General features: G+C 70.5%; 15 protein-coding genes. 9 read left to right on the plus strand and 6 right to left on the minus strand.

Features of this window, described 5'->3' with window-relative positions:
* Positions 1 to 14: 14 nt before the first annotated feature.
* The 4 genes from SH922_RS06855 (at position 15) to SH922_RS06870 (ending at position 10,051) form a co-directional block, all read left to right on the plus strand.
* A complete protein-coding gene (locus tag SH922_RS06855; protein WP_393055905.1) occupies positions 15 to 1,142 on the plus strand; it encodes an LLM class flavin-dependent oxidoreductase in 1,128 nt (375 codons plus the stop codon).
* Between the two features lie 138 nt (positions 1,143 to 1,280).
* Positions 1,281 to 1,661 carry a flavin reductase family protein gene (locus SH922_RS06860; RefSeq protein WP_393055908.1) on the plus strand — a complete coding sequence of 127 codons (381 nt, stop codon included), beginning with the start codon at positions 1,281 to 1,283 and terminating at the stop codon, positions 1,659 to 1,661.
* A 10-nt stretch (positions 1,662 to 1,671) separates the two neighbouring features.
* A complete protein-coding gene (locus tag SH922_RS06865) occupies positions 1,672 to 4,299 on the plus strand; it encodes a class I SAM-dependent methyltransferase (protein WP_393055911.1) in 2,628 nt (875 codons plus the stop codon).
* Positions 4,300 to 4,369: 70 nt separating this feature from the next.
* Positions 4,370 to 10,051: a biotin carboxylase N-terminal domain-containing protein gene (locus SH922_RS06870; protein WP_393055914.1), complete on the plus strand. Its 5,682-nt coding sequence runs from the start codon at positions 4,370 to 4,372 to the stop codon at positions 10,049 to 10,051.
* Positions 10,052 to 10,209: 158 nt separating this feature from the next.
* Here SH922_RS06870 and SH922_RS06875 read toward each other — a convergent pair whose 3' ends face one another.
* Complete coding sequence (locus SH922_RS06875) at positions 10,210 to 10,683, minus strand: MarR family winged helix-turn-helix transcriptional regulator (protein ID WP_393055917.1); 474 nt, start codon at positions 10,681 to 10,683, stop codon at positions 10,210 to 10,212.
* A gap of 73 nt (positions 10,684 to 10,756) precedes the next feature.
* On the opposite strand from SH922_RS06875, the gene SH922_RS06880 reads away from it, so the two are divergent.
* The 4 genes from SH922_RS06880 to SH922_RS06895 all read left to right on the plus strand — a co-directional run bounded on the left by SH922_RS06880 (position 10,757) and on the right by SH922_RS06895 (position 14,217).
* The gene (locus tag SH922_RS06880; protein WP_393055919.1) at positions 10,757 to 11,131 is read left to right on the plus strand and encodes a cupin domain-containing protein; all 375 of its coding nucleotides are present in this window, start codon (positions 10,757 to 10,759) and stop codon (positions 11,129 to 11,131) included.
* Positions 11,132 to 11,227: 96 nt separating this feature from the next.
* Entirely contained in the window at positions 11,228 to 12,739 is a 1,512-nt protein-coding gene (locus SH922_RS06885) for an MFS transporter (protein WP_393055922.1), read from the plus strand.
* Positions 12,740 to 13,153: 414 nt separating this feature from the next.
* A complete protein-coding gene (locus SH922_RS06890; protein WP_393055925.1) occupies positions 13,154 to 13,675 on the plus strand; it encodes an NADPH-dependent FMN reductase in 522 nt (173 codons plus the stop codon).
* Entirely contained in the window at positions 13,672 to 14,217 is a 546-nt protein-coding gene (locus SH922_RS06895; RefSeq protein WP_393055928.1) for a flavin reductase family protein, read from the plus strand. Before SH922_RS06890 ends, SH922_RS06895 begins: the two co-directional genes overlap by 4 nt.
* A gap of 160 nt (positions 14,218 to 14,377) precedes the next feature.
* Here the strand turns inward: SH922_RS06895 and SH922_RS06900 are convergent, their stop codons facing one another.
* Positions 14,378 to 14,977 (minus strand): hypothetical protein, encoded by a 600-nt coding sequence (locus tag SH922_RS06900; protein ID WP_393055931.1) that lies wholly within the window; start codon positions 14,975 to 14,977, stop codon positions 14,378 to 14,380.
* A gap of 142 nt (positions 14,978 to 15,119) precedes the next feature.
* Here SH922_RS06900 and SH922_RS06905 point away from each other — a divergent pair, with 142 nt between their 5' ends.
* Entirely contained in the window at positions 15,120 to 15,860 is a 741-nt protein-coding gene (locus SH922_RS06905) for an esterase/lipase family protein (RefSeq protein WP_393055934.1), read from the plus strand.
* 101 nt (positions 15,861 to 15,961) lie between these two features.
* Here the strand turns inward: SH922_RS06905 and rox are convergent, their stop codons facing one another.
* The 4 genes from rox to SH922_RS06925 all read right to left on the minus strand — a co-directional run bounded on the left by rox (position 15,962) and on the right by SH922_RS06925 (position 22,012).
* Complete coding sequence (rox, locus tag SH922_RS06910) at positions 15,962 to 17,404, minus strand: rifampin monooxygenase (protein ID WP_393055938.1); 1,443 nt, start codon at positions 17,402 to 17,404, stop codon at positions 15,962 to 15,964.
* Positions 17,405 to 17,825: 421 nt separating this feature from the next.
* A complete protein-coding gene (locus tag SH922_RS06915) occupies positions 17,826 to 19,619 on the minus strand; it encodes a hypothetical protein (RefSeq protein ID WP_393055941.1) in 1,794 nt (597 codons plus the stop codon).
* A gap of 68 nt (positions 19,620 to 19,687) precedes the next feature.
* A complete protein-coding gene (locus tag SH922_RS06920) occupies positions 19,688 to 21,334 on the minus strand; it encodes a TlrC/CarA/OleB/SrmB family ABC-F type ribosomal protection protein (protein ID WP_393055944.1) in 1,647 nt (548 codons plus the stop codon).
* A gap of 288 nt (positions 21,335 to 21,622) precedes the next feature.
* Positions 21,623 to 22,012 (minus strand): DUF5997 family protein, encoded by a 390-nt coding sequence (locus SH922_RS06925; protein ID WP_393055947.1) that lies wholly within the window; start codon positions 22,010 to 22,012, stop codon positions 21,623 to 21,625.
* Positions 22,013 to 22,014: the final 2 nt, after the last annotated feature.

Raw genomic sequence — 22,014 nt, forward strand, 5'->3', positions numbered from 1 at the left:
TAGGACACCCCACCATGCGATTCGGCGCGTTTCTCCCTCCGTTCCACCGCCTCGGCCAGGACCCGACCGCGAACCTGCAGCATGACCTGGAGCTGATCAGCCGCCTGGACGAGCTCGGCTTCAACGAGGCCTGGGTCGGCGAGCACCACTCCGGCGGCTGGTCCACCGTCGCCTCGCCGGAGCTGCTGCTGGCCGCCGCGGCCGAGCGCACCCGGCGCATCATGCTGGGCACCGGCGTTGTCAGCCTGCCCTACCACCACCCGCTCACCGCGGCCGACCGGATGGTCCAGCTCGACCATCAGACCCGTGGCCGGATCATGTTCGGCATGGGCGCCGGGGTGCACCCCTCGGACGCGTACATGATGGGTATCGCCGCCAGCGACCAGCGGCGGATGATGGCCGAGTCGCTGGACGCGATCCACCACTTGCTCACCAGCACCGAACCGTTGACCCGCAAGACCGACTGGTTCGAACTGCGTGAGGCCCGGCTGCAGATGCGGCCGTACACCCAGCCCTGTTTCGAGATGATGGCAGCAGGCACGGGCACCGAGCGCAGCATGCGGCTGGCCGGCAAGTACGGCATCAACCCGTTGACCTTCGCCGGACTGGCCGGACGGGAAGCCCCGCCACTCGGCAAGCTGTGGGAGACCACCGAGGACGAGGCCGCGAAGAACGGCACCACGGTGGACCGGAGCAAGTGGCGCGTGGCGATCTGCACCCACATCGCGGAGACCCGCGAGGAGGCGTACCGGCAGGTGCGCCAGGGTGCGGCGGAGTGGTTCCGCAGCTACGTCAAGGGCACCCTCGGCGCCGTGGGCGACCTGCCGGAGGGGCGCGAGGTGGAGCACATGGTGGAGACGCGCACCGCGATCATCGGGTCCCCGGAGGACGCGATAGAGGCGATCGAGTACCTGAACGAGCAGAGCGGCGGCTTCGGCAGCCTGCTGCTGACCGTTCAGAACTGGGCCAACCGCCGGCAGACCATGGACAGCTTCGAACTGTTCGCCTCGGAGGTCGCGCCGCACTTCACCGGCTCGGTGCAGGGCCTGCGCGATTCGCAGGCCTGGGAGGCGTCGCTCCGCGACGACTTCTCCGCGCAGGTCCGCGAGGCGTCCCGGGCGGCGGCAAGCGGCGGGGTATGACGGACCCGCACCGGACGGCGGCCGCCGGCCGCCGTCCGGATGAGAACGAACCGATCGAGCAGACGATCCGCACCGAGGGCTGAGAGCGGGTACGGGTGAGGGATCTCCTGCGCGTCGGATGAGCAGGCCCCCGCGGCCGTGGCCGCCCGGGACTTCTCCGAAGCCATGTCAACGGTGGCGGCGCCACTGGTCATCGCCGCCACCCGGGACGTCGACAGCACGCCCTCGGGCTTCACCGCCTTGTCCCTGACCTCGGTCTCGCTCGCCCCCGGGCTGATGCCGGTGCGCACCTCGAGCTGCCACGGCGTGATGACGAAGGCCGAAGGGTCTGCCGTCGACTTCCTTTCCCAGCGGCACCGCGCGCTGGTCCAGATCTTCGTCACCCCGGGCGCGGACCGCTCAACGGCCGACAGGTTCGGGCCCGGGGACGGCTCCGGCCGGCCCTTCCTGCCGGCGAACCAAGCAGAAGACTCAATGCGGTCACCAGGCTCGCGTTATCAGCTGACCACGGATGGTTAAGGGGTATTCAGTGCCTTCTGAGACGACAATAACCGCCACGCTCCAATCAACCGGCAGTGAGGCACCGGCGGATTACGCGGCCAATGCACGCCGCCGTAATTTCCTCTACCAAGATGGCGTGGTCATCTCCTCGATCATCCGCGCGCTCGGCTCACTCGGCCTGCTGGAATCCGGCCCCGGTGAACAATGCGGCCTTCCCGAAACCGGTTACCTGGGAGTGGTTCGGCGCTGCCTGGCGAGCGTCGGCTGGTTCGACGCCGAGGCCGAGCCGGCAGCGTGGACACCGTCCGGGCTAGCGGCCCTGCGTCATCGCGATCAGTTGCTACAGGCGGGCCAGTTCCTTGCCCGGTTCGCCGGCAGCGCACCCGACTCGTGGAATACCCCGTGGGATGCCGAGACCTCGGATGCTTTCTCGGCCGCAGTCGGGCGCTTGGAGGAATGGCATGCAGGCATCGAGCAGGACGAGTTCGTAGGGGCCTATCTGGAAGGAACGCTGCTCGTACCGGCCATGCTGTCACTTCGCGCTCACGAAGGCAGCGACCGGCTCCCGCAGGACGTGGAGCGTCTCCTGGCCCTGCTCGGCTGGGTCGATGCCGAATGCCAATGGACCCCGAAAGGCCTGGCCTTCCGGAATTTCAGCGATCACTTCGGCCTGGCGGGCTCCTACCTCCCCATGCTGGCCCGCCTGGAAGAGCTGCTCCGCGGCGAGCTCGTGGTGAGTCCCGGAGGCGATGAGTGGCATTGCGAGAACAAGCTCAATGTGCAGGCCGGCTCGGCTGCTCGTCGCCGGTACTTCGCCGATGCGGACCCGATCTTCCGGGAGATGTTCGCAAACGGCCGGCCGCCGGCGTTCATCGCCGACATGGGATGTGGTGACGGCAGTTGGCTCGCCCACCTGCATTCCATGATCGGAGACAGCGTCCGCTACGTCGGCATCGATGCCAGCGCGGTCGCTCTCGACGAGGCACGGCAGAAGCTGCAGGCTGCCGGCGTACGCGACCCGCTGCTCCTGCTGGGTGACATCACATCGCCACTGGAACTGCGGGCCCAACTGGCCGAACACGGACTGTCGATCGAGGACGGCCTGCACATCCGCTCGTTCGCCGATCACGGCCGGACCTACCACGGCGGATCGCCGTCCGATGTCCCTGGCTCGGCGTCCGGCGCGTATGTGGCGCCCGACGGCACGCCGCTGTCGGCCGCTGCGGTCGAGGCGGATCTCGTCGCACATCTTGAGCGTTGGAAGCCTTATGTCGGCAAGCACGGCATGGTGCTTCTTGAGGCGCACTGTGTGCCTCCGCAAGTCGCGTCCCAGCATCTCGGCACGCTGCACTCGGTCGCTTTCGATGCCTACCGTGGCCTGGCTCACCAGTATCCGGTCGAGTATTCGACGTTCATGAACTGCTGCCGGAGGGCCGGCCTGACCGCGGTCAGCCACCTCGAACGCCGCTACCCGGCCACGCGGCCTTTCGTCGCGGTCTCGGTCAACCGATTCGTGTGCGCACAGCCCAATCCCCTGGAGGTCATCCAGCTACGTGGCCAAGACGGGCAGCACCGGGCGACCGCGGTTACGGGACAGGACCTCGTGACGACCGTGCAGGCGGGCGACTGGCGCCCGGAGCCGGGATCCGACCTGGACGACGGACGCGGCCTGCACGAACTGCTCTATTTCGACGGCGACCTGTCCCAGCCCCGCAGGTGGTCCTCCGGAGCAACCGGAGTCGTGGTCCGCGAGGTCATGGCTGCGATCAATGCGCGCGCCGAGCAGGCCCGCAGGGGCGACGTCATCCGGGTTCTGGACTACGGCGCAGGCACCGGCCTGGCGTCGATCGAACTCTCCAAGGTCTGCATCGCGCAGGATCTCCCTGAACGTCTTGCCGGTCTCGGCATCGGCTTCGAGCTCCACCTGGTCGACCTGCCGCACGGGTGGTTCGCTCAGGGCTACGAACTCCTCAAGGACGTCCCCTGGGCCAGGTTCCACTCTCTGCGAGGAGAGGGTGGGCAATTCCGTGATCTTCTCGAAGTCATGGAAGGCGATCACGTTGACGTGGTGATGGCCAACATGGTGTTCCACCTGCTCCGCGAAGGACCGATGCGGCACGCAGCCGCCTCGATCGCGGCTGTGCTGGCGCCCGGCGGAAAACTGGTCTTCAACGCGCCCGACCTCGCGCCCGCCACCAGGAACTCCGTTCTTTTCCACGACCCCAACCGCCTGCTCCGACGGCACTGGCTGAATGCGCTGGAGACGGCCGACCCGTCCGGTCTGCCCTCGCCGCTGCGCGAGGCCGTCACCCGCGCGCGTTCTGAGCAAAGACTGAACGCCCAGGAGCGCGCGGACCGCCGGATACTGCCCACACCGCAGTCCGTCGAAGGGGTTGCCGCAGCTCTCGAGCACTTCATGACCGGCACCACAACCAGTCAGACGTTCGAGCTGCTGGCCGAGGAAAACCTGGCGACGGCCCTCGTCCCGTCGAATCAGGCGGAGTACCTCGCCGAGATCACTGACCGGACGACTCGAGAGGCAGTCATTCGCCACATCGTGCGCGAATATGTCTTCCCGGAAATCTCGAAGGGGCCGGCCGGAACTGGTATCGGCTACAACATCGAGTGGAAGTTCGGCGTCTTCGAGCGCCTCTAGGGTCTTCTCTCCCTATTGCTGTCCAACAGCATTTCCGGCGCCGCAGAATATTCAGAAGGAGGCCTGGCCGGTGTTCAGCCGTATTGCCATTGTTAACCGCGGGGAGGCCGCGATGCGGCTGATCCACGCTGTCCGTGACCTGTCCGCGCAGACCGGGAAGGTCATCGAGACGGTAGCGCTGTACACCGACGCCGACCGCGGCGCCACGTTCGTGCGGGAGGCCGACCGGACGGTCTGCCTCGGCGCGGCCGCGGACCGTCCCTATCTCGACATGGCGGTCCTGGAGAACGCCCTGGCGGAGTCGGGCGCGGACGCGGCGTGGCCGGGCTGGGGTTTCGTCGCGGAGGACCCGGCGTTCGCGGAGCTGTGCGAGAAGGCCGGGGTCACGTTCATCGGCCCGTCCGCGGAGGCGATGCGCCGGCTGGGCGACAAGATCGGCGCGAAGCTGATAGCCGAGAGGGTCGGCGTTCCGGTTGCCCCGTGGAGCCGCGGCCCGGTCGCCACCCTGGAGGAGGCGCACCGGGCGGCGGAGCGGATCGGCTACCCGCTGATGCTGAAGGCCACCGCCGGCGGCGGCGGGCGCGGCATCCGGGTCATCACCTCGGCCGCCGACCTCACCGGGGCGCTGGAACGGACCAGTTCCGAGGCGCTGCGGGCCTTCGGCAACGGCACGGTCTTCCTCGAGCGGCTCGTGACCGGGGCGCGGCACGTCGAGGTCCAGGTCATCGCGGACGGGCAGGGCACGGCCTGGGCCCTCGGCGTGCGGGACTGCTCGGTGCAGCGCCGCAACCAGAAGGTCATCGAGGAGTCCGCCTCCCCACTGCTGTCCGCGGAGCAGGTCACGGACCTGAAGACGTCCGCTGAGCGGCTCGCCCTCTCGGTCGGCTACCGGGGCGCCGCGACCGTGGAGTTCCTCTACCACCCGGACGAAAAGCAGTTCGCGTTCCTCGAGGTGAACACGCGCCTGCAGGTCGAGCACCCCGTCACCGAACTGACCACCGGCACCGACCTGGTGCGGATGCAGCTGCACGTCGCATCCGGCGGGCGCCTTTCCGGGGACCGGCCCACCGAGTCCGGGCACGCCGTCGAGGCGCGGCTGAACGCCGAGGACCCGGACCGCGACTTCGCGCCCGCGCCCGGCCGCATCGCCCGCCTGGTCCTGCCGGCCGGGCCGGGGATACGTGTCGATACCGGTGTCAGCGAGGGCGACACGATTCCCGCGGACTTCGACTCGATGATCGCCAAGGTCATCGCGTACGGCCGCAACCGCGAAGAGGCCCTGGCCCGGCTGCGGCGCGCCATGACCGAGACCAGCGTCGTCATCGAGGGCGGCGCCACCAACAAGAGCTTCGTCCTGGACCTGCTGGTCCAGCCCGAGGTCACCCACGGCAGCACCGCGGCCGGCTGGGCCGACACCGGCTGGATCGACCGGGTCCGCGCGCAGGGCCGTCTGGCCGCCCACGAGCACTCCGGCGTCGCCCTCGTCGCCGCGGCGGTCGGGGCGTACGAGGACGAGGAGGAGGCGAGCCGGCAGGCGTTGCTGGCCGCCGCCCGCGGCGGGCGGCCCCAGGTCCGCCACGACCCCGGACAGGCCCTCGACTACAAGCTCCGCGACGTCTCCTACCGGGTGCGGGTAGCGCGCCGCGGGCCGGACCGGTTCCGGGTCGAGATCGCCGCCGGCGGCGACGTCGCCGTGGCCGAGGCCGTGCTGGAGCGGTTCGACGGCTACAGCGGCGCCATCACGGTCAACGGGCAGCGGTTCCGGCTGACGGCATCCGTGCACGGGCCCGTGCACCAGGTCGAGGTCGACGGCGTCGCGCACCGGGTCAGCCGCGATGAGGGCGGCGTGGTCCGCTCTCCCGCCCCGGCCCTGGTGGTCGCGACCCCGGTCGCCGCCGGGGACGAGGTCGCCGAGGGCGACCCGGTCCTGGTGCTGGAGTCGATGAAGATGGAGACGGTGCTGCGTGCCCCGTTCCGTGCCCTGGTCCGCGAGTGCTCGGCCCCGGTCGGCACCCAGGTCGAGTCCGGTGCGCCGCTACTGCGCCTGGAGCCACTGCCCGACGAGGACGGCGCGTCCGGCGAGGGCGCAGCGGTCGCCGGCGCCGTGGACCCGGAGGGGCAGGCCATCGACCTGCCGACGGTGGCGGACAGCGGGTCGGCCGAGGACCTGGCCGGCGCGTGCCTGCGGGACCTGCGCGGCCTGTTGCTCGGGTACGACGGCGACGCCGACGACCGCAAGTCCCTGACCGCCGGGTACCGGGACGCCCGTACCGAGCTGGGCGACGAGCTCGTCCCCGCGGAACTCGACCTGCTCACCGTCTTCGCCGACCTGTCGGAGCTGAGCCGGAAGAGGGCGGTCCACCATGCCGGGGCGGCGGGTTCGGACCTGTCCGCGCCCGCGAGGTTCGTGCACAGCCCGCGCGAGCACTTCCGCGCCTACCTGCGCAGCCTCGACGCGGACCATGCCAGGGTTCCCGATGCGGTCCAGGCCCGGCTGCGCCGGGTCCTGGCCCACTACGGCGTCACCGGGCTGGACCGGACGCCGGAGCTGGAGACGGCGGTCTTCCGGATCTTCCTGGCACAGCAGCAGATGACCGGCGGCGCCGTCATCATCTCCGAGCTGCTGCGGCAGTGGCAGACGAGCGCACCGCCCGCAGGGCCCGCCCGTGAGCAGGCGAGCTCTGCCCTGGCACAGCTCATCGAGGCAACCCAGGCACAGTTCCCCACCGTGTCCGACCTCGCCCGCGGCGTCGTGCTCCGCTGGTTCACCCAGCCGCCGCTGCGCCGCAGCCGGGCCCACGTGTACGCCGCGGTCCGCGCGCACCTGCGCCACCTCGACGCGAACCCGGCCGCCGCTGACCGCGGCGACCGCATCCGGGCGATGGCCGCCGCCTCCGCGCCCCTCGTCCGGCTGCTCGGGCAACGGATCATCCGCTCCGCGCGCCCGGCGGGCGCCGGCCGGCCCGGCCCGGATCACACGCCGCTGCTGGAGGTCCTGACCCGCCGCTATTACGGCAACCGCCGCCTGACGAACGTCACCGTCGCCGGTATCGCCGGGTACCGGTTCGTCACCGCGGAGCACACCGGAACCCTCACCGCCGGCCAGGCGGCCGCCGTGACCCACGTCGCGGCCACCACCACGGACATAGCCGGCCTGCCCGACGCTGTCGCAGCCACCGGGGCCCTGTCCGGCCGGGTGCCCGGCGGCGGCCTGGCCGCCGACATCTACGTCGCCTGGGCCGGCCGGTCCACCGCCGACGAGATCGCCGCGGCGGTCACCAGCGCCGTCACGGGGCGGCCGGCGCCTGCCGGGGTCGTCCGGATCACCGTCACGGTCGCCGGCGCCGCGGCCACCGTCATGCAGCATCACTTCACCTTCCGGCCCGACGAGGGCGACTGTCTGACCGAGGACCGGCCGGTCCGCGGCCTGCACCCGCAGATCGCCGAGCGCCTGCAGCTGGGCCGGCTCCGCGAGTTCGGCCTCACCCCGCTGCCGTCCGCGGACGAGGACCTGCACCTGCTGCGGGCCGTCGCGAAGTCCGACGGCAGGGACGAGCGGCTGATCGCGATGGGCCAGGTCCGGAACCTGACCCCGCTGCGCGACTCCGACGGCCGGCTCGTCGCCCTGCCCGAGGTGGAGGACACCCTCGCCGCATGCCTCGACGCGATCCGCGCCGCCCGGTCACAGCGGCCGGGCAGCAGGGCCACAGGGACCAACCGGATCCTCATGTACGTGTGGCCCTCCAGCGACTTCAGCGCGCAGGAACTGGCCCCGCTCATCCGCCGGATCCGCCCGTCCGTGTCGGGCGCCGGACTGGAAGAGGTCCAGCTCGTCCTCCGGCAGCGCCGGGCGACCGGGGAACCGGCCGAGACATCCGTGCGGATCACCGACGGCGCGGTGGGAGCCCCGGTGCTGCACACCGGCCCGCCGCCGACCGACGTGATCCTGCCGCTGGACGACTACCGGCAGAAGGTCCTGTCCGCGGCCCGCCGTGGCGCCGTCTACCCCTACGAGCTCACCGGTCTGCTCGCCGGGGACAACGGCACGTTCACCGAGTACGACCTCGAGCCAGGCGAGGCCTCCGGCGCCGTCGGTCCCGGCGCCGGTCACAGGCGCCTCGTCCCGGCAGGCCGCCCGAAGGGGAACAACACCGCGGGCATCGTCGCCGGCGTCATCACAACGCCCACCGACGTGTACCCCGAGGGTGTCACGCGCGTGGCGCTGCTCGGCGACCCGACGAAGTCCCTCGGTTCCCTGTCCGAGCCCGAGTGCGCCCGCGTCATCGCCGCCCTCGACCTGGCCGAGGAGATGCGGGTCCCTGTCGAGTGGTTCGCCATATCCGCCGGGGCGCAGATCTCCATGACCTCGGGCTCGGAGAACATGGACTGGGTTGCCGCCGCGCTCAAGCGGATCGTCGAGTTCACCCAGGCCGGCGGCGAGATCAACATCGTCATCGCCGGGATCACCGTCGGCGGCCAGCCGTACTGGAACGCCGAGGCGACCATGCTCATGCACACCAAGGGCATCCTGGTCATGATCCCGGACTCGGCGATGGTCCTCACCGGCAAGCAGTCCCTCGACTTCTCCGGCGGCGTGTCCGCCGAGGACAACTTCGGCATCGGCGGCTACGACCGGGTCATGGGCCCCAACGGCCAGGCCCAGTACTGGGCACCGGACCTCACCGCCGCGGCCGCGCTCCTCATGACCCATTACGACCACGCCTACATCGCGCCCGGCGAGAAGGTGGCGCGCCCGGCCCCGACGACCGACCCGGCCGACCGGGACATCAGCGGCTACCCGCACCCGGCCGACGGGAGCGACTTCACCACTGTCGGGGAGATCTTCTCCACCGCGTCCAACCCGGACCGCAAGAAGCCGTTCGACATCCGCACCATGATGCGGGCCGTGTCCGACCAGGACCACCCGGTGCTGGAGCGGTGGGCCGACATGGCCGACGCCGAGACCTCCGTGGTCCAGGACGCCCGCATCGGCGGACGCCCGGTCTGTCTGATCGGCGTCGAGTCCCACTCCGTGCCCCGGCACGGCTTCCCGCCCTCCGACGGCCCGGACACCTACACCTCCGGCACGCTGTTCCCCATGTCGTCGAAGAAGACGGCGCGGGCGATCAACTCCGCCTCCGGCAACCGGCCGCTCGTGGTCGTGGCGAACATGTCCGGGTTCGACGGCTCCCCGGAATCGATGCGCAAGGTCCAGCTGGAGTACGGCGCCGAGATCGGCCGGGCGGTCGTCAACTTCGACGGCCCGATCGTGTTCTGCATCGTCTCGCGCTGCCATGGCGGCACGTTCGCCGTGTTCTCCAAGGCGCTCAACCCGAACATGACGATCCTCGCAGTCGAGGGCTCGTTCGCCTCCGTGCTCGGCGGCGCCCCCGCCGCCGCGGTCGTGTTCTCCGGCGAGGTCCGCAAGCGCACCGCCGCCGACCCCCGCGTCGCCGGCCTCCGCGCAAAGGCGGCCGCGGCCGGGACGGCCGACCGCGCCGCGCTCAATGCGGAACTGGCCGAGGTTACCGAGGCCGTCCGGGCGGCGAAACTCAGCGAGGTCGCCGCCGAGTTCGACGGGATTCACACGATCCAGCGGGCCGTCGAGGTCGGCTCGGTCGACAGAATCATCAGCGGGGCGCAGCTGCGCCCCGCGATCATCAACGCAATCGAGACCGGGCTGGGGTGTGAGATGGCGGCCCGGGTCGGATTCGGGGACACGGACGTCGAACTGGTCCCGTCCTACGGGTGATGGTGAAAATGAAGAATTCATCCGACCTGCGAGATCAGCCCCGACTGCTCTCGCTCAGCGATGCCCATGGTGGCTTTCCCGAGACTCAGCGGACAGTCGATGCCCGGGATCTCAGGAAAGCCCTCCGGAAAGCCATACGGAAAGAGCGACGCCCCTGGTCACCAGGTCGGTCGCAGCGGAGGAATATCGCCGCCGCTCAGCGTCCTGATCACCTCTGCCAGCGTCATCCGCAGGGTGTACATCGATATCCTCCCAGTCCGGCCTATGATTTCGGATTCGAGATCATGCAGCACGGCACCGGCAACATCAAGGTGCACATAAGCCTTTTCGGTCAGCTGAATCAGCTGGCGGCGACCACCGGACGGGTGCTCCACGCGCACCACGTAACCAAGCTCCTCGAGATGCGTGACCATGCCACTCACCGCCTGCTTGGTAATTCCTAGCTCGGCGGCCAGTTCCGTCCCAGTCGCGCCATCGCCCTTGAGCACCTGAAGCGCCATGCCGTCTATCGGTCTGATCTCTTCGTAACCGTGCTCGTTGAGCCTGCCCACGAACTCCCCGAGCAACAGCTGGAACGTCATCCCGACAAGGTAGATGAGCTCGTAGTCAGTCAGTTCATCCGCGCTTTCCATAGTTCCATCTTGACACATCATCGCCCGCCCCCATTAGACTGTGTCAAGCAACTTGACACAGGAGGCTATCACCATGAACATCATCAACCCGTCCGAGGACCGGACAATCAAGACTGCGTCTGCCGTGATGTACGGCCTCGCCGCGCCGAGCCAGGGCAGCGAGCAGGTGGCGACCTGGAAGGTCTCGGTGATCGACGGAGGCGTGTCCCCCGTCCACGTGATCGACAAGGACCAGATCTGGATGCCGATCGCCGGCTCCTTCGAGTTCACCGTCGACGGCGAGACCGAGCAGGTCTCGGCCGGCCAGGCCCTGGTGGTGCCGGCCGGGTCCGTGCGCCAGTTCCGCAGCACCGGCGAGCCGCTCGAGGCACTGGTCGCCATGCAGGCCGGGGCGCTGGTGAGCATTCCTGGCACCGAAGGTGCCAACCCCATCCCCTGGACCGTCTGATCGGCACAAGGCCCCCCGGCCACCGCTCCTGACTGGTGATCGGCTCCGCCAGGCGGGCCGTCACACAGCGTCAGTCCCCTCGTCCGAAGGAACGCAATGTCGAAATCCTCGACCCCACCACCCCAGGTGGCCGACCGGTCAGCCGAGCGCCGGTTAACGATAGCCCTCGTCGTGATCGTGACCTGCCAGCTCATGATCATGCTGGACTTGACGATCGTGACCACCGCCCTGCCCACCATCCAGGAGGCACTGGGCTTCTCCTCGGCCAACCTCACCTGGGTCATCAACGCCTATGGGGTGGCCTTCGGCGGCCTGCTGCTGTTCGGCGGCAGGCTCGGCGACGTGTTCGGCCGCCGCACGGTCTTCATCGTCGGCGTGGCGGTGTTCACGATCGCCTCCCTCGTGGGGGGCTTTGCCCAGAACCCCGGCTGGCTGCTCACCACCCGGGTGATCCAGGGGATCGGCGCGGCTGTCGCCGCGCCGAGCGCACTGTCACTGATCGCCACTACCTTCACCGCACCGGCCGCCCGGGCACGGGCCCTGAGCTACTACACTGCCGCGTCCTCGGCAGGCGGCTCCCTCGGCCTGCTGGTCGGCGGTGTTCTCACCTCTTGGGCCAACTGGCGCTGGGTGATGCTGGTGAACGTGCCGATCGGCGTCGTGATCATCGTGCTCGCCATCCGCTTCATTCCCCAACTGCCGCATGTCCAGGGCAAGCTCGACGTGTTCGGTGCGATCACCGGCACGGTCGGTCTGATCGGCATCGTCTACGGGTTCACCCACGCCGCTGACGGCGGCTGGGGCAGTGGACAGACGATCGCCGCCTTCGCGGTGGGAGTCGTGCTGCTCATCGCATTCCTGCTCGGTGAACGGCGTGTGGCCCAGCCGATCATCCCGCTGGCTCTGTTCGCCAGCCGGAATCGGGCCGCCGCCTACGCCGGCATGCTGATGTTGCCCGGGGCCATGTTCGCCGGTCTCTACTTCCTGATGGTGTACGCGCAGGGCTCGCTGGGATACAGCCCGGTCGAGGCCGGCTTCGCGGTCGTTCCGCTGACCCTGGGCGTCTTCTCCTCCCGTTGGACCTTCCCGCCGTTGGTGAAGAAGTTCGGCCCGAAGAACCTCGTGATCGCCGCGGCGGTGCTGATCATCATCGGCCTGCTCTGGCTCAGCCAGATGACCCCGTCCACGGGCTATTCCTTCGTAGTGGTCCCCACGATCTTCTGCGGCGTCGGCGTCGGCATCGCCTTCACATCGCTGAACTTCACCGTCCTCGCCGGTCTGCCACCGCAGAACGCCGGCGCTGCGGCGGGCATGTTGCAGACCATGCAGCAGGTCGGCGGTGCGCTCGGTATCGCCGTCCTCAGCACGGTCTACATCTCCCGGCTGGAGGACGCGCTCGAGAACGGCAGCACCGCGCATGGTGCGGTAGCGCATGCCGCAGGCGACGCCCTGGGCGGCGGCGCGGCGTTCATCGCCGTCCTCCTGCTCATCGGGCTGTTCGGCTTGGTGAAGATGGCTGCTCCCGCACCTGCACCTGCACCCGCACCTGCTCCTGCTCCTGCTCCTGCTCCTGGAACACAGCCCGCTGGGCAGGCCGGGGGGGAATAGCCTCTGCGAAGATCCGCAGTGCCCCGTAAGTAGGGGGGCAGGGTGAACGCCCGACCTGCCTGGCGTGGCTGAAGACCTCGGTCCGCCAGGCAGGTCGCGCTTGAAAGCTGAACCTCCGTGCCACAGGCCGACGGCCTGTGGCACGGACAAGACCTTACTGACATCAGCCGGATCCAGTCGCAGAGCGGCGAGCACCCGACGGTGCGTCATGTGCTGATGCGATCCACTGTTGGAATGTTGACCGGGCGGCGACCAGGCCCGTGTCCGGAGGGGCGCTGCAAGCCGGCGTGACCCGCCCCCGGGACACAGCTCTTGGTGGCACCTTCCGAACTGGCGCGCGCGCCCGGATGCCGCTGCAGAGCAGGCAGTTGACGGGTTCGCTCGCCACCATCGTGATGACGATTGGAGGCTGTCGTGAGAATCAGCGTTGTCGCGGGGAACCCCAAGGCAGGTTCGCGGACTCTCGGCCTAGCTCAAGCACTTGCGGACGCCATCGCCGAGCCTGGTGACGAGATCACGACGATCGACCTGGCCGAGCACGTGGCGGAGATCTTCGCGTGGCCCTCCGTCCACATGGCGGAGCTGAACGACACGGTCGCCGCGAGCGACCTCGTGATCTTTGCCTCGCCCACCTACAAGGCGACCTACACGGGCCTGCTGAAGAGCTTCCTCGACCGCTACCCGACCCTCGGCCTGAAGGACGTGTGCGCCATCCCTCTGATGATGGGGGCCGACAACGGCCACTCCATGGCCCCCGAGGTGAACCTGCGCCCGCTCCTGGTTGAACTCGGTGCCCTGGTGCCGACCAGGGGCTTCTACTTGGAGACCCCGCTCATGGAGCGCGCGCACGAGGTGGTCGGTGCCTGGGTCGAGGCGAATGCCGTCGGGCTCCGCCAGATCCGTGCCGCCTCCGGTTTCAAGGCTGGCGCGATATGACGATCGCGGGCCTCGATCGGCGGTTCGGCACCGATGCCGCGGTCCTCGCGCCTGCGGTCGCTCACTCCGACCAGGTCCGCGCCGTCTTCGGTGGGTTCCCCGCGGCGGTTGTGGCCCTCTGCTCGGTGGTCGACGGATCGCCTTATGGGATGGTCGCCACATCGCTGGCGGTGGGAGTCTCCTACGACCCGCCCATGGCGCTGTTCTCGGTGCGGAACGACTCCTCGACGTGGCCCGTCCTGAAGAAGGCCGGGCGGATCGGCGCCTCGGTGCTCGCCGAGCACCAGGGCGCGGCTTGCCGCCAGCTTGCGGCGAAGGATGCGGACAGGTTCGCCGGCCTCAGCACGCGCGTGACCGGACACGGGCCGCTCTTCGTCGAGGGCGCGAGCTCCTGGATGGACTGCGAGGTCGCCGGGGAACTCCCCGCGGGCGACCACACGGTCATCACCTTCCGGATACACCAGGTCGGGCACGGCCCCGAGACCCCACTGCTCTTTCACGACGGCCGGTTCCCGCGGATGCGCCACGAGCACGTCTCCTGAGACCGCCTTGCTTCCCCCGGCACCAGCGGTGAGCCGACGGGATGACCTACGACCTGGTGCGCGACGGAGAACGGCCGTCGCGCACCAGGTCGACCGGATGGGAACGCCGCGGTTCGGCACCGTTGACGGCTGAGCCCGTCCGGCCGGTCGGGAATCCGGGTCAGCCGAACCAGACCACCAGGCGAACGTTCTCGTTCCCGTACCCGGCCGCCAGCTCTCTCATCGACGCCCACACCGGGGCCCAACGGCCGTCCGGCGGAACGAACATCCCGGCCGTGAGGACCACCGGCCGGTAGACGGAGCCGTTCAGACGAACCTGGCCGCCCGGCGGCCATTCGGACGGGAACAGGTCCTCGCCGAAGAGCTCCTCCGCCGCGTCGAGCACGTCAACCGGCGCCCGGACCACGTCTTCCAGGACGAGCTCGCCGTCCGGCCCCGGCCGCCACTCCCCCAGACGGTTCCCGTCGGGGCCGTCGCAGAGCGGTGCGTCCCAGTCAACCGCCGCGATCTCGGCCCACGTCGCGTACGAGTGGCTGTGGTTCAGTTCGTCACACTCCTTCGGCACCTCCTCGCAGGCGTCCTCCGGCCATCCCCGCTGGTCGAACAGGGGCCGCTCCACCCCGAGGCTCCCGCCGTAGCCGAACAGGCACTCGCGGGCGTACCGGGCCTTCCAGAGGTCGAATCCGAGCAGGTCGACCTCCGCTTTCCACGCCCCGCCCGCCGTACGCGTCTCGATCAATCCGTCGAGGTAGGTCCCCATGGACGCCGATGTTAAGGGCGGTCCGGCGGATCAGGGCCGGACACCGGTGAAATCGCCGATGCCGCCCGCGCCGCGCACCCCGACTCTGATCCAAGCAGGCATCTGCATCCCCGCCTCCCCACACCCTTGTCAGGAGTGCTCCATGCGTCGTCGTTCACCCCGCCGGCTTCTCGGCGTTCTCGCGGCTGCCGCGGTCGCGTTCACCCTGTTCGGCTCGCCGTCGACGGCCGGCGCGGCCGAGACCGCGGCCACCTCGACCACACGGTCCGCCGAAGCCGCCGTTCAGCCCCTGTCGACCAGCACCCCGGTCGTCTTCGTCCACGGGTACACCGGCAACGCCTCCAACTGGGTCACCGCCATGAGCGTCTTCCAACTCAACGGCTGGTCCAGCTCCAAGCTCTTCGCCTACGAGTACAACTCCTACGGCAACAACGTCACCAACGCCCAGGGCCTGGCCTCCTTCGTCAACAACGTGAAGGCCCGGACGGGCGCGAGCAAGGTCGCGATCGTCAATCACTCGATGGGCGGCCTCGTCAGCCAGTACTACCTGAAGGTCCTGGGCGGGAACACCAGCGTCAGCCACCTCGCCTCCATCGCGGGCGCGAACCACGGAACCACGTTCGCCAGTGCCTGCCTGATCTACACGACCTGTCAGCAGATGTACCCGGGCTCGTCGTTCATCTCCCAGATCTCCTCCGGCGACGAGACACCGGGCGACACCGCTTACGCCACCTGGTACTCGGCGTGCGACGGCGTCATCCTCCCGTACACCAGCACCAGGCTGAGCGGCGCGACGAACCACAACGTGGCCTGCCAGACCCACATCGGGTACCTGGCGGACACGATCGTGCTGGGACAGATCGCGCGCTTCGTCGCCTCCTGACCCGCTGCGCCGACCGGACACGTCCCGTCCCCACCCTTACGGGTGCCGGGGACGGGACACCGGTCGTGCGTGGCCGGCCGGGACGCCCGGTGGCGCCGGGCTCAGTGGGCGGCAGCGCCGAACCACCGGGGCAGCCGGTCGAGCAGCTCCTGCTGGTCCTCACCGGCCCACGCCACGTGGCCGTCGGGACGCAACAGGACTGCGGGCACGTCCAGTTCCTCGCTGACGTCGACGACGTGGTCGACCCGGTCCGACCAGCCCGCCGCCGAGAACCGACCCGTCCGGTCGAGGAGCAGCCCGCGCCCCTCGTGCATCAGCGAGTAGAGGCGTCGCCCGCCCTCCAGCTCCACGTCCCGCATCCGGCGGCCGAGCAGTTCGTGGCCCTCGCCGAAGTCGTAGCGGATGTCGACCGCGGTGATCATCCCGGTCACGTACCGGTTGACCTCCTCGAAGTCCAGCAGCTTCGCGAACAGCTCACGCAGCGCGGTCGCACCCGGATCGGTCCCCAGCAGCGTGATCTGCGCGCGGGTGTTGGCCAGCACGGCGGCGCCCACCGGGTGCCGTTCGGCGTGGTAGCTGTCCAGCAGTCCCTCCGGTGCCCAGCCGTCGACCGCGGCGGCCAGTTTCCAGCCGAGGTTGAACGCGTCCTGGACGCCGAGGTTGAGCCCCTGCCCGCCGGTCGGCGGGTGGATGTGCGCCGCGTCGCCGGCCAGCAGCACCCGGCCGGTCCGATAGCGCTCGGCCTGCCGGGTGGCGTCGCCGAACCGGGACATCCAGCGCGGCGAGTGCACGCCGAAGTCGGTGCCCGCGACCGCCCGCAACTGCTGCCTGAAATCCTCCAGCGTCGGCGGGGCCGTACGGTCCTCGGTGACGCCGTCGGCGGGCACGACGACCCGGCACACCCCGTTCTCGGCGGGGCTGACGCCGAACCGCAACTGGGTCCTGCGGACCTCCGCGACGACGGCGGCGATCTTCTCCGGATCCTCGGTCACCTCCATCTCTCCCAGGAGCGTCTCGACGGTGGCGGGCTCGCCGGGGAAGCCGACGCCGAGGAGCTTGCGGACCGTGCTCCGGCCGCCGTCGCACCCGACGAGATAGCGCGAGCGCAGTTCGGTGCCGTCCGCCAGCTCGACGGTCACACCGGCATCGGCCCCGTCTTCGGACTGACTCAGCCCGATCACTTCGCAGCCGCGCCGGATCTCGGTACCGAGTTCGACGGCACGCTCTTCGAGCAGCCGCTCCGTGACCGGCTGCGGAGTGGCGACGCCGTACGGATGAGCCGTCTCCAGCTGCTCCGGCCACGCCGTGGCGATGCCGCCGAAGAGACCACCCACCTGGAACTTCTCACTCACCGCCAGGAACCGGTCCAGCAGGCCGCGCTGGTCCATCATCTCGACGCTGCGCGCGTGAAGGCCCTGTCCGCGGGACTCCCCCGTCGGTCCGGTCAGCTTCTCCAGCACGACCACGTGCACGTCGTGCAGCCGCAATTCGGCGGCCAGCATCAAACCGGTCGGTCCGCCGCCGACCACGATCACGTCAATCATCGAAACACCCATTCAAGAGATCAGACTTCGGCCTGCCGCTCCGGCGCGGTTCGCCTGCTCGCCCATCCGCATCCGTGCGGTCGGTCGCTCCGGCGGTTCAACCGGGCCCGGACGGCCCTTGCTTCGACGAGAATGCGCAGCCCTCGCACATTCGCCGTCTCCGCAGGTTCCGGCTGCGGTCGATCATCTTGCGGCACACCGGGGGCCTTGCCGCAAGCCCCCCGGTGCGCTATATCTTTAAGAAGGCAAGGAGTGGGAAAACCTCCTTGCCTTTCTCTTTCGGCATTTCGCAGCGTTCTCGACGCTCCCGTCCTTCTCGACGTTCCTCTCCTTCTCGGCGCCCCTGTTCTTCTCGGCGCCCCTGTTCTTCTCGGCGCCCCTGTGTTCTTCTCGGAGCTCCTGGCAGGCACGCCCACGTCCCTCAGCCGGTCACCGCCAGCAGTTCCCGTGCCAGCTCCCTCGCCGCGAGGTCCGGGTGCGGGGTGCCGTCGCAGGGAAAGGAGCTGACGACGCGGCGCTGTGAGGAGACGATGTGCTCGACCGCGGGGCGGGCCGCCGCCGGGAGCAGGCGCATCGCCGTGAGTGCGCGCAGCGCGCCGAGGTGCGGTTCGTGCAGGCCGCCTCGGCGGGTCAGCCGGTCCGCGACGACCGGCGCCGCGGCGGGCGGGCGGCCCGGGACACGCGAGAGCGGGGCAGCCGCGCCCGCACGGACCGCCCGGGGCGGCGCCGTCAGCCGTTCTTCCAGCAGCGGCATCAACACGGCGGCCGCTGGGCCGAGTTCGCCCGCCACCCGGACCGCTGCCGCACGTCGCGCCACCGCGTCCGGCAGCATGTGCACCGCCCGTACAGCCGGCTCGGCGTCCCCGTCGACCCGCACCAGCGCCAGCGCTGCCGACACGTCACCCGCCACGGCCCGTGCCCGCAGGGCTCGTGCCGCCTCCCGGCCGGCCGCCGGCCCCAGCACGGCCAGCACCCCGGCCGAGGCGGGCAGCGGCCGGACCAGGTCGTCCACGCAGCCGGCCGCGAGCCCGGGAAAGGGAAGCAGGGCGTCGAGCCACTCGGCACGAGGCCGGGCCGCGACCCGCCGGGCCACCGGTTCTGCATCCGCGCCGAACACCTCCACCGCCGTGGTCACGACCGCGCCGGGCGTGCCGAGAGGGGTCAGCTGCAGCGAGGCCGCCTCCTCCGGCAGTTCGTCCATCAGCCGCAGGACGAGGCCGAGGGCGCCCGGCACGCGCAGCCGCACCGCGGCAAGCGTTGCCGCGATCCGGACGTCGGGGGCGTCGGACCGCAGCCGGGGCTCCAGCCACGGGGCCGTCTCCCCGCCCGGCAGCGCGGCACCCACGCGGGCCACCCGGCAGAGGCCCTCGGCGTCCGTTGCCGTCGCCGCGAGCCACGGCAGGACGTCCCTCTCACGGTCGCGCCAGGTCTCGGTGAGCTCCCAGGCCATCGGCAGTCCTCGCTCGACGGCGCGCAGGGCGGCGTCCGGGTCGTCCATCAGCCGTTGCGTGAGCGGGACGTGGGAAGCGGGCCACGGATGGTGCGTGTCGCCGTCGCCGGGTGCGGCCTCCCGGGCGTCGAGCGCCGATTCCACGAGCGCGGGCGGCAGCGGCAGCGGGGCCGTACGCAGCAGGTCCGTCGCCGCGGCCCTGCGCACCGACGGCTCCGGCGCGGAGAGCAGGTCCTGGTTGCGCACCCTGCTGAGGTCCGGCGAGACGTCGAGCAGGCCGAGGGCCGTGACGAGATCCGCCCGCACCTCCGCGTCGTCCTCCGTCTCCAGCCGGGCCCGCAGCAGCGGGAGCAGCGGCAGGGAGGCCTCTTCGCAGGCGGCGATGATCCACACCATGGTGCGCCGGACGCCCGGGTCCCGGTCTGCCGCGAGTCCGAGGAGAGCCGGAAGGACCGTGGCCACCGCCCGTCGCGCCTGCGGCCGTTCGCGTCCCGCGCCGTCGGCCGCGCTGTGCAGCAGCCACAGCAGCGGCTGCCGGTCGCCGGGCCCGTCCAGGGCGAGCCGCGCGACGAAGTGCACGGCCGGCGCCGTCGCCGAGTAGACCGAGCCCTGGTGGCAGAGGGAGACGTACAGCTCGTCCACGGCCTCGTCGCGGATCCCGGCGTCCGTCGATCCGGCCGCCCGCAGCAGAGCGGGGACATCGTCCGCCGGCCCGTAGGCGTGCTCCAGTGCCGCCCAGTCGATGTCGTCGATCCCCTCCAGCATGGGCGTAACCCTAAGGGCTCCCTGGAGGGGGCGGCGGTGTCACCGCCGTCCCCTCCGAGCCGGCCGGCTCAGGGTCCGCCGGTGACGGCGCCCTCACTCATTTCCAGCCGGGTGCCCCTGAACCGCGTCCGCATCCGGCGGTCGTGGGTGACCAGCACCAGCGCGCCCGTGTAGCCGGTCAGCGCCGCCTCCAGTTCCTCCACGAGAGCGGGCGAGAGGTGGTTGGTCGGCTCGTCCAGCAGGAGCAGGTCCACCGGCTCGCTGACCAGCCGGGCGAGTTCGATGCGGCGCCGCTGGCCGTACGAGAGGTCCCCGACGCGCAGCCGCAGGGCGGCCGGCTCGAACAGGCCGAGCGACAGCAGCCGGTCGGCGTGCTCGTCCCGGTCGCCGGGGCGGCCGTGGGCGAACGCCGACAGGACGGTCGCACCCGGCGGCCACGGTGTCTCCTCCTGGCGCAGGTGCCCCACCTTCCCGGCGACTCCCACGTCGCCCGTGTCCGGCCGGAGTTCCCCGGCCAGGACCCTCAACAGGGTGCTCTTGCCGGCGCCGTTGGGGCCGGTGACCAGCAACCTCTCGGCCGGTCCGATCCGTAGCTCCGGCACCTTCAGCCGGCCCTCGACGACGACATGGTCCAGGGACGCGGCCGGGGTCTCGCCCGGACCGCTCGCGGTGGCGATGCGGGCCGTGAAGGACAGGAGGTCCGGCGGCGGTGTCACCGGGTTCGTGGTGAGCCGCTCGACCCGCTCCTTCGCATTGCGGATACGGCTCATCGCGCCGTGGGCGCGCCCGCGCGCACGGAACGCACCGGCTCCGGAGCCGGGCTTCGTCAGTTTGCGCGGGATGGCGTCCAGGCGGACGGCGTTGGTCTCGGCCACCCGGTGGCTGCGGTCGAGTTCGGCCCGCCACTCGTCGTACCGCTCCTGGCGCCGCCGGCGTTCGGTGGCCTTGGCGGTGAGGTAACCGGCGTAGCCGTTGCCGTGGCGGGAGACGCGGCCGCCGTCGACCTCCAGGACCGTGGCGGTGATGCGCTCCAGGAACATCCGGTCATGGGTGACAGCGACGACCGTTCCGCGGTGGGCCCGCAGATGGTCCTCCAGCCAGCCGACCGCCCGGTCGTCGAGGTCGTTGGTCGGCTCGTCCAGCAGGAGCAGTTCGGGGCGGGACGCGAGTGTCGCGGCCAGCGCCAGCCGGGACCGCTCGCCGCCGGAGAGCGTGCCCAGCGGCCGGTCCCGGGACAGCCAGGGCAGGCCCAGCCCGTACATCGCGGTGTCCACCCGGGTGCCGGCACCGTAGCCGTCGCGCGCCTCGTACTGCTCGGTCAGGCGCGCGTACGCGGCGAGGGCCGACTCCAGCTCCGGGCCGGGCGGTGATTCGGCCAGCGCGGACTCGGCCCTGCGCAGTTCGGATTCGAGGGCGCGCAGCTCCCCCAGCGCCACGTCGACGGCGTCCTGGACCGTGGCCTGCGGAGTCAGCCCGATGGCCTGGGCGAGATACCCCGTCCCGCCGGGCGCGATGACGGACACCTCGCCCGTGTCGGGCCGTTCCTCGCCCGCGAGGAGACGGAGCAGTGTGGACTTGCCTGCCCCGTTGTCGCCGACGACACCGGCCTTCTCGCCGGGCGCGAGGCTGAACGAGACCTGTCGGAGCACGGTGCGGTCGCCGTAACGCTTGGTGACGCCGTGCAGGGAGAGTTGTGCGGAGTGTGCTGGGTGCATGGATCAGCCCCTGTTCCCGGACATGCCGAAAGAACGGATTCGAGGACGAATTCGGCACCACGACGGCGGAGCTGAGCTCTACGCGGTCGTGGGCGGGGCGATCACAGCGTTCCCATGGGGACCACGGTACGCAGGGTCCGGCCGGCCGTCATCCGCTTTTCGGGCCGGCGACTGCGCGCCGAGCAGCTGCCATTGCGCGGAAACGACGTGTGGGTGGCCTCCGTCCCGCCGGTCGGCGAGGGAACGGAGACCACCCACATGACGGTCTTCGGGAGTCGGGTGCGAGCGCTACGACGCGTCCTTGCGCTCTGCGTTCCGCTCCTTGATGCGTACGGTTTCCTTGCGGACCTCCGCCTGCGTGGCCCGCTCCTTCTGCAGCCACTCGGGGTTGTCCTGCTTCAGGGCGTCGATCTGTTCCGTGGTGAGAGCGTCCGTGACGCCTCCGCGGGCGAGGCCGGAGATGGAGACGCCCAGCTTGGACGCGACCACCGGGCGCGGGTGCGGGCCGTTGCGTCGCAGTTCCTGCAGCCACTCGGGCGGATCGGACTGGAGAGCCGCCAGCTCGGCGCGCGAGACGACACCCTCCTGGAACTCGGTGGGGGTGGCCTCGAGGTACACACCCAGTTTCTTCGCCGCGGTCGCGGGCTTCATTGTCTGGGTGGTCTGGTGCGACGTCATGG

This window comes from Streptomyces sp. LN549, from assembly GCF_043203805.1.
Lineage (GTDB): Bacteria > Actinomycetota > Actinomycetes > Streptomycetales > Streptomycetaceae > Streptomyces.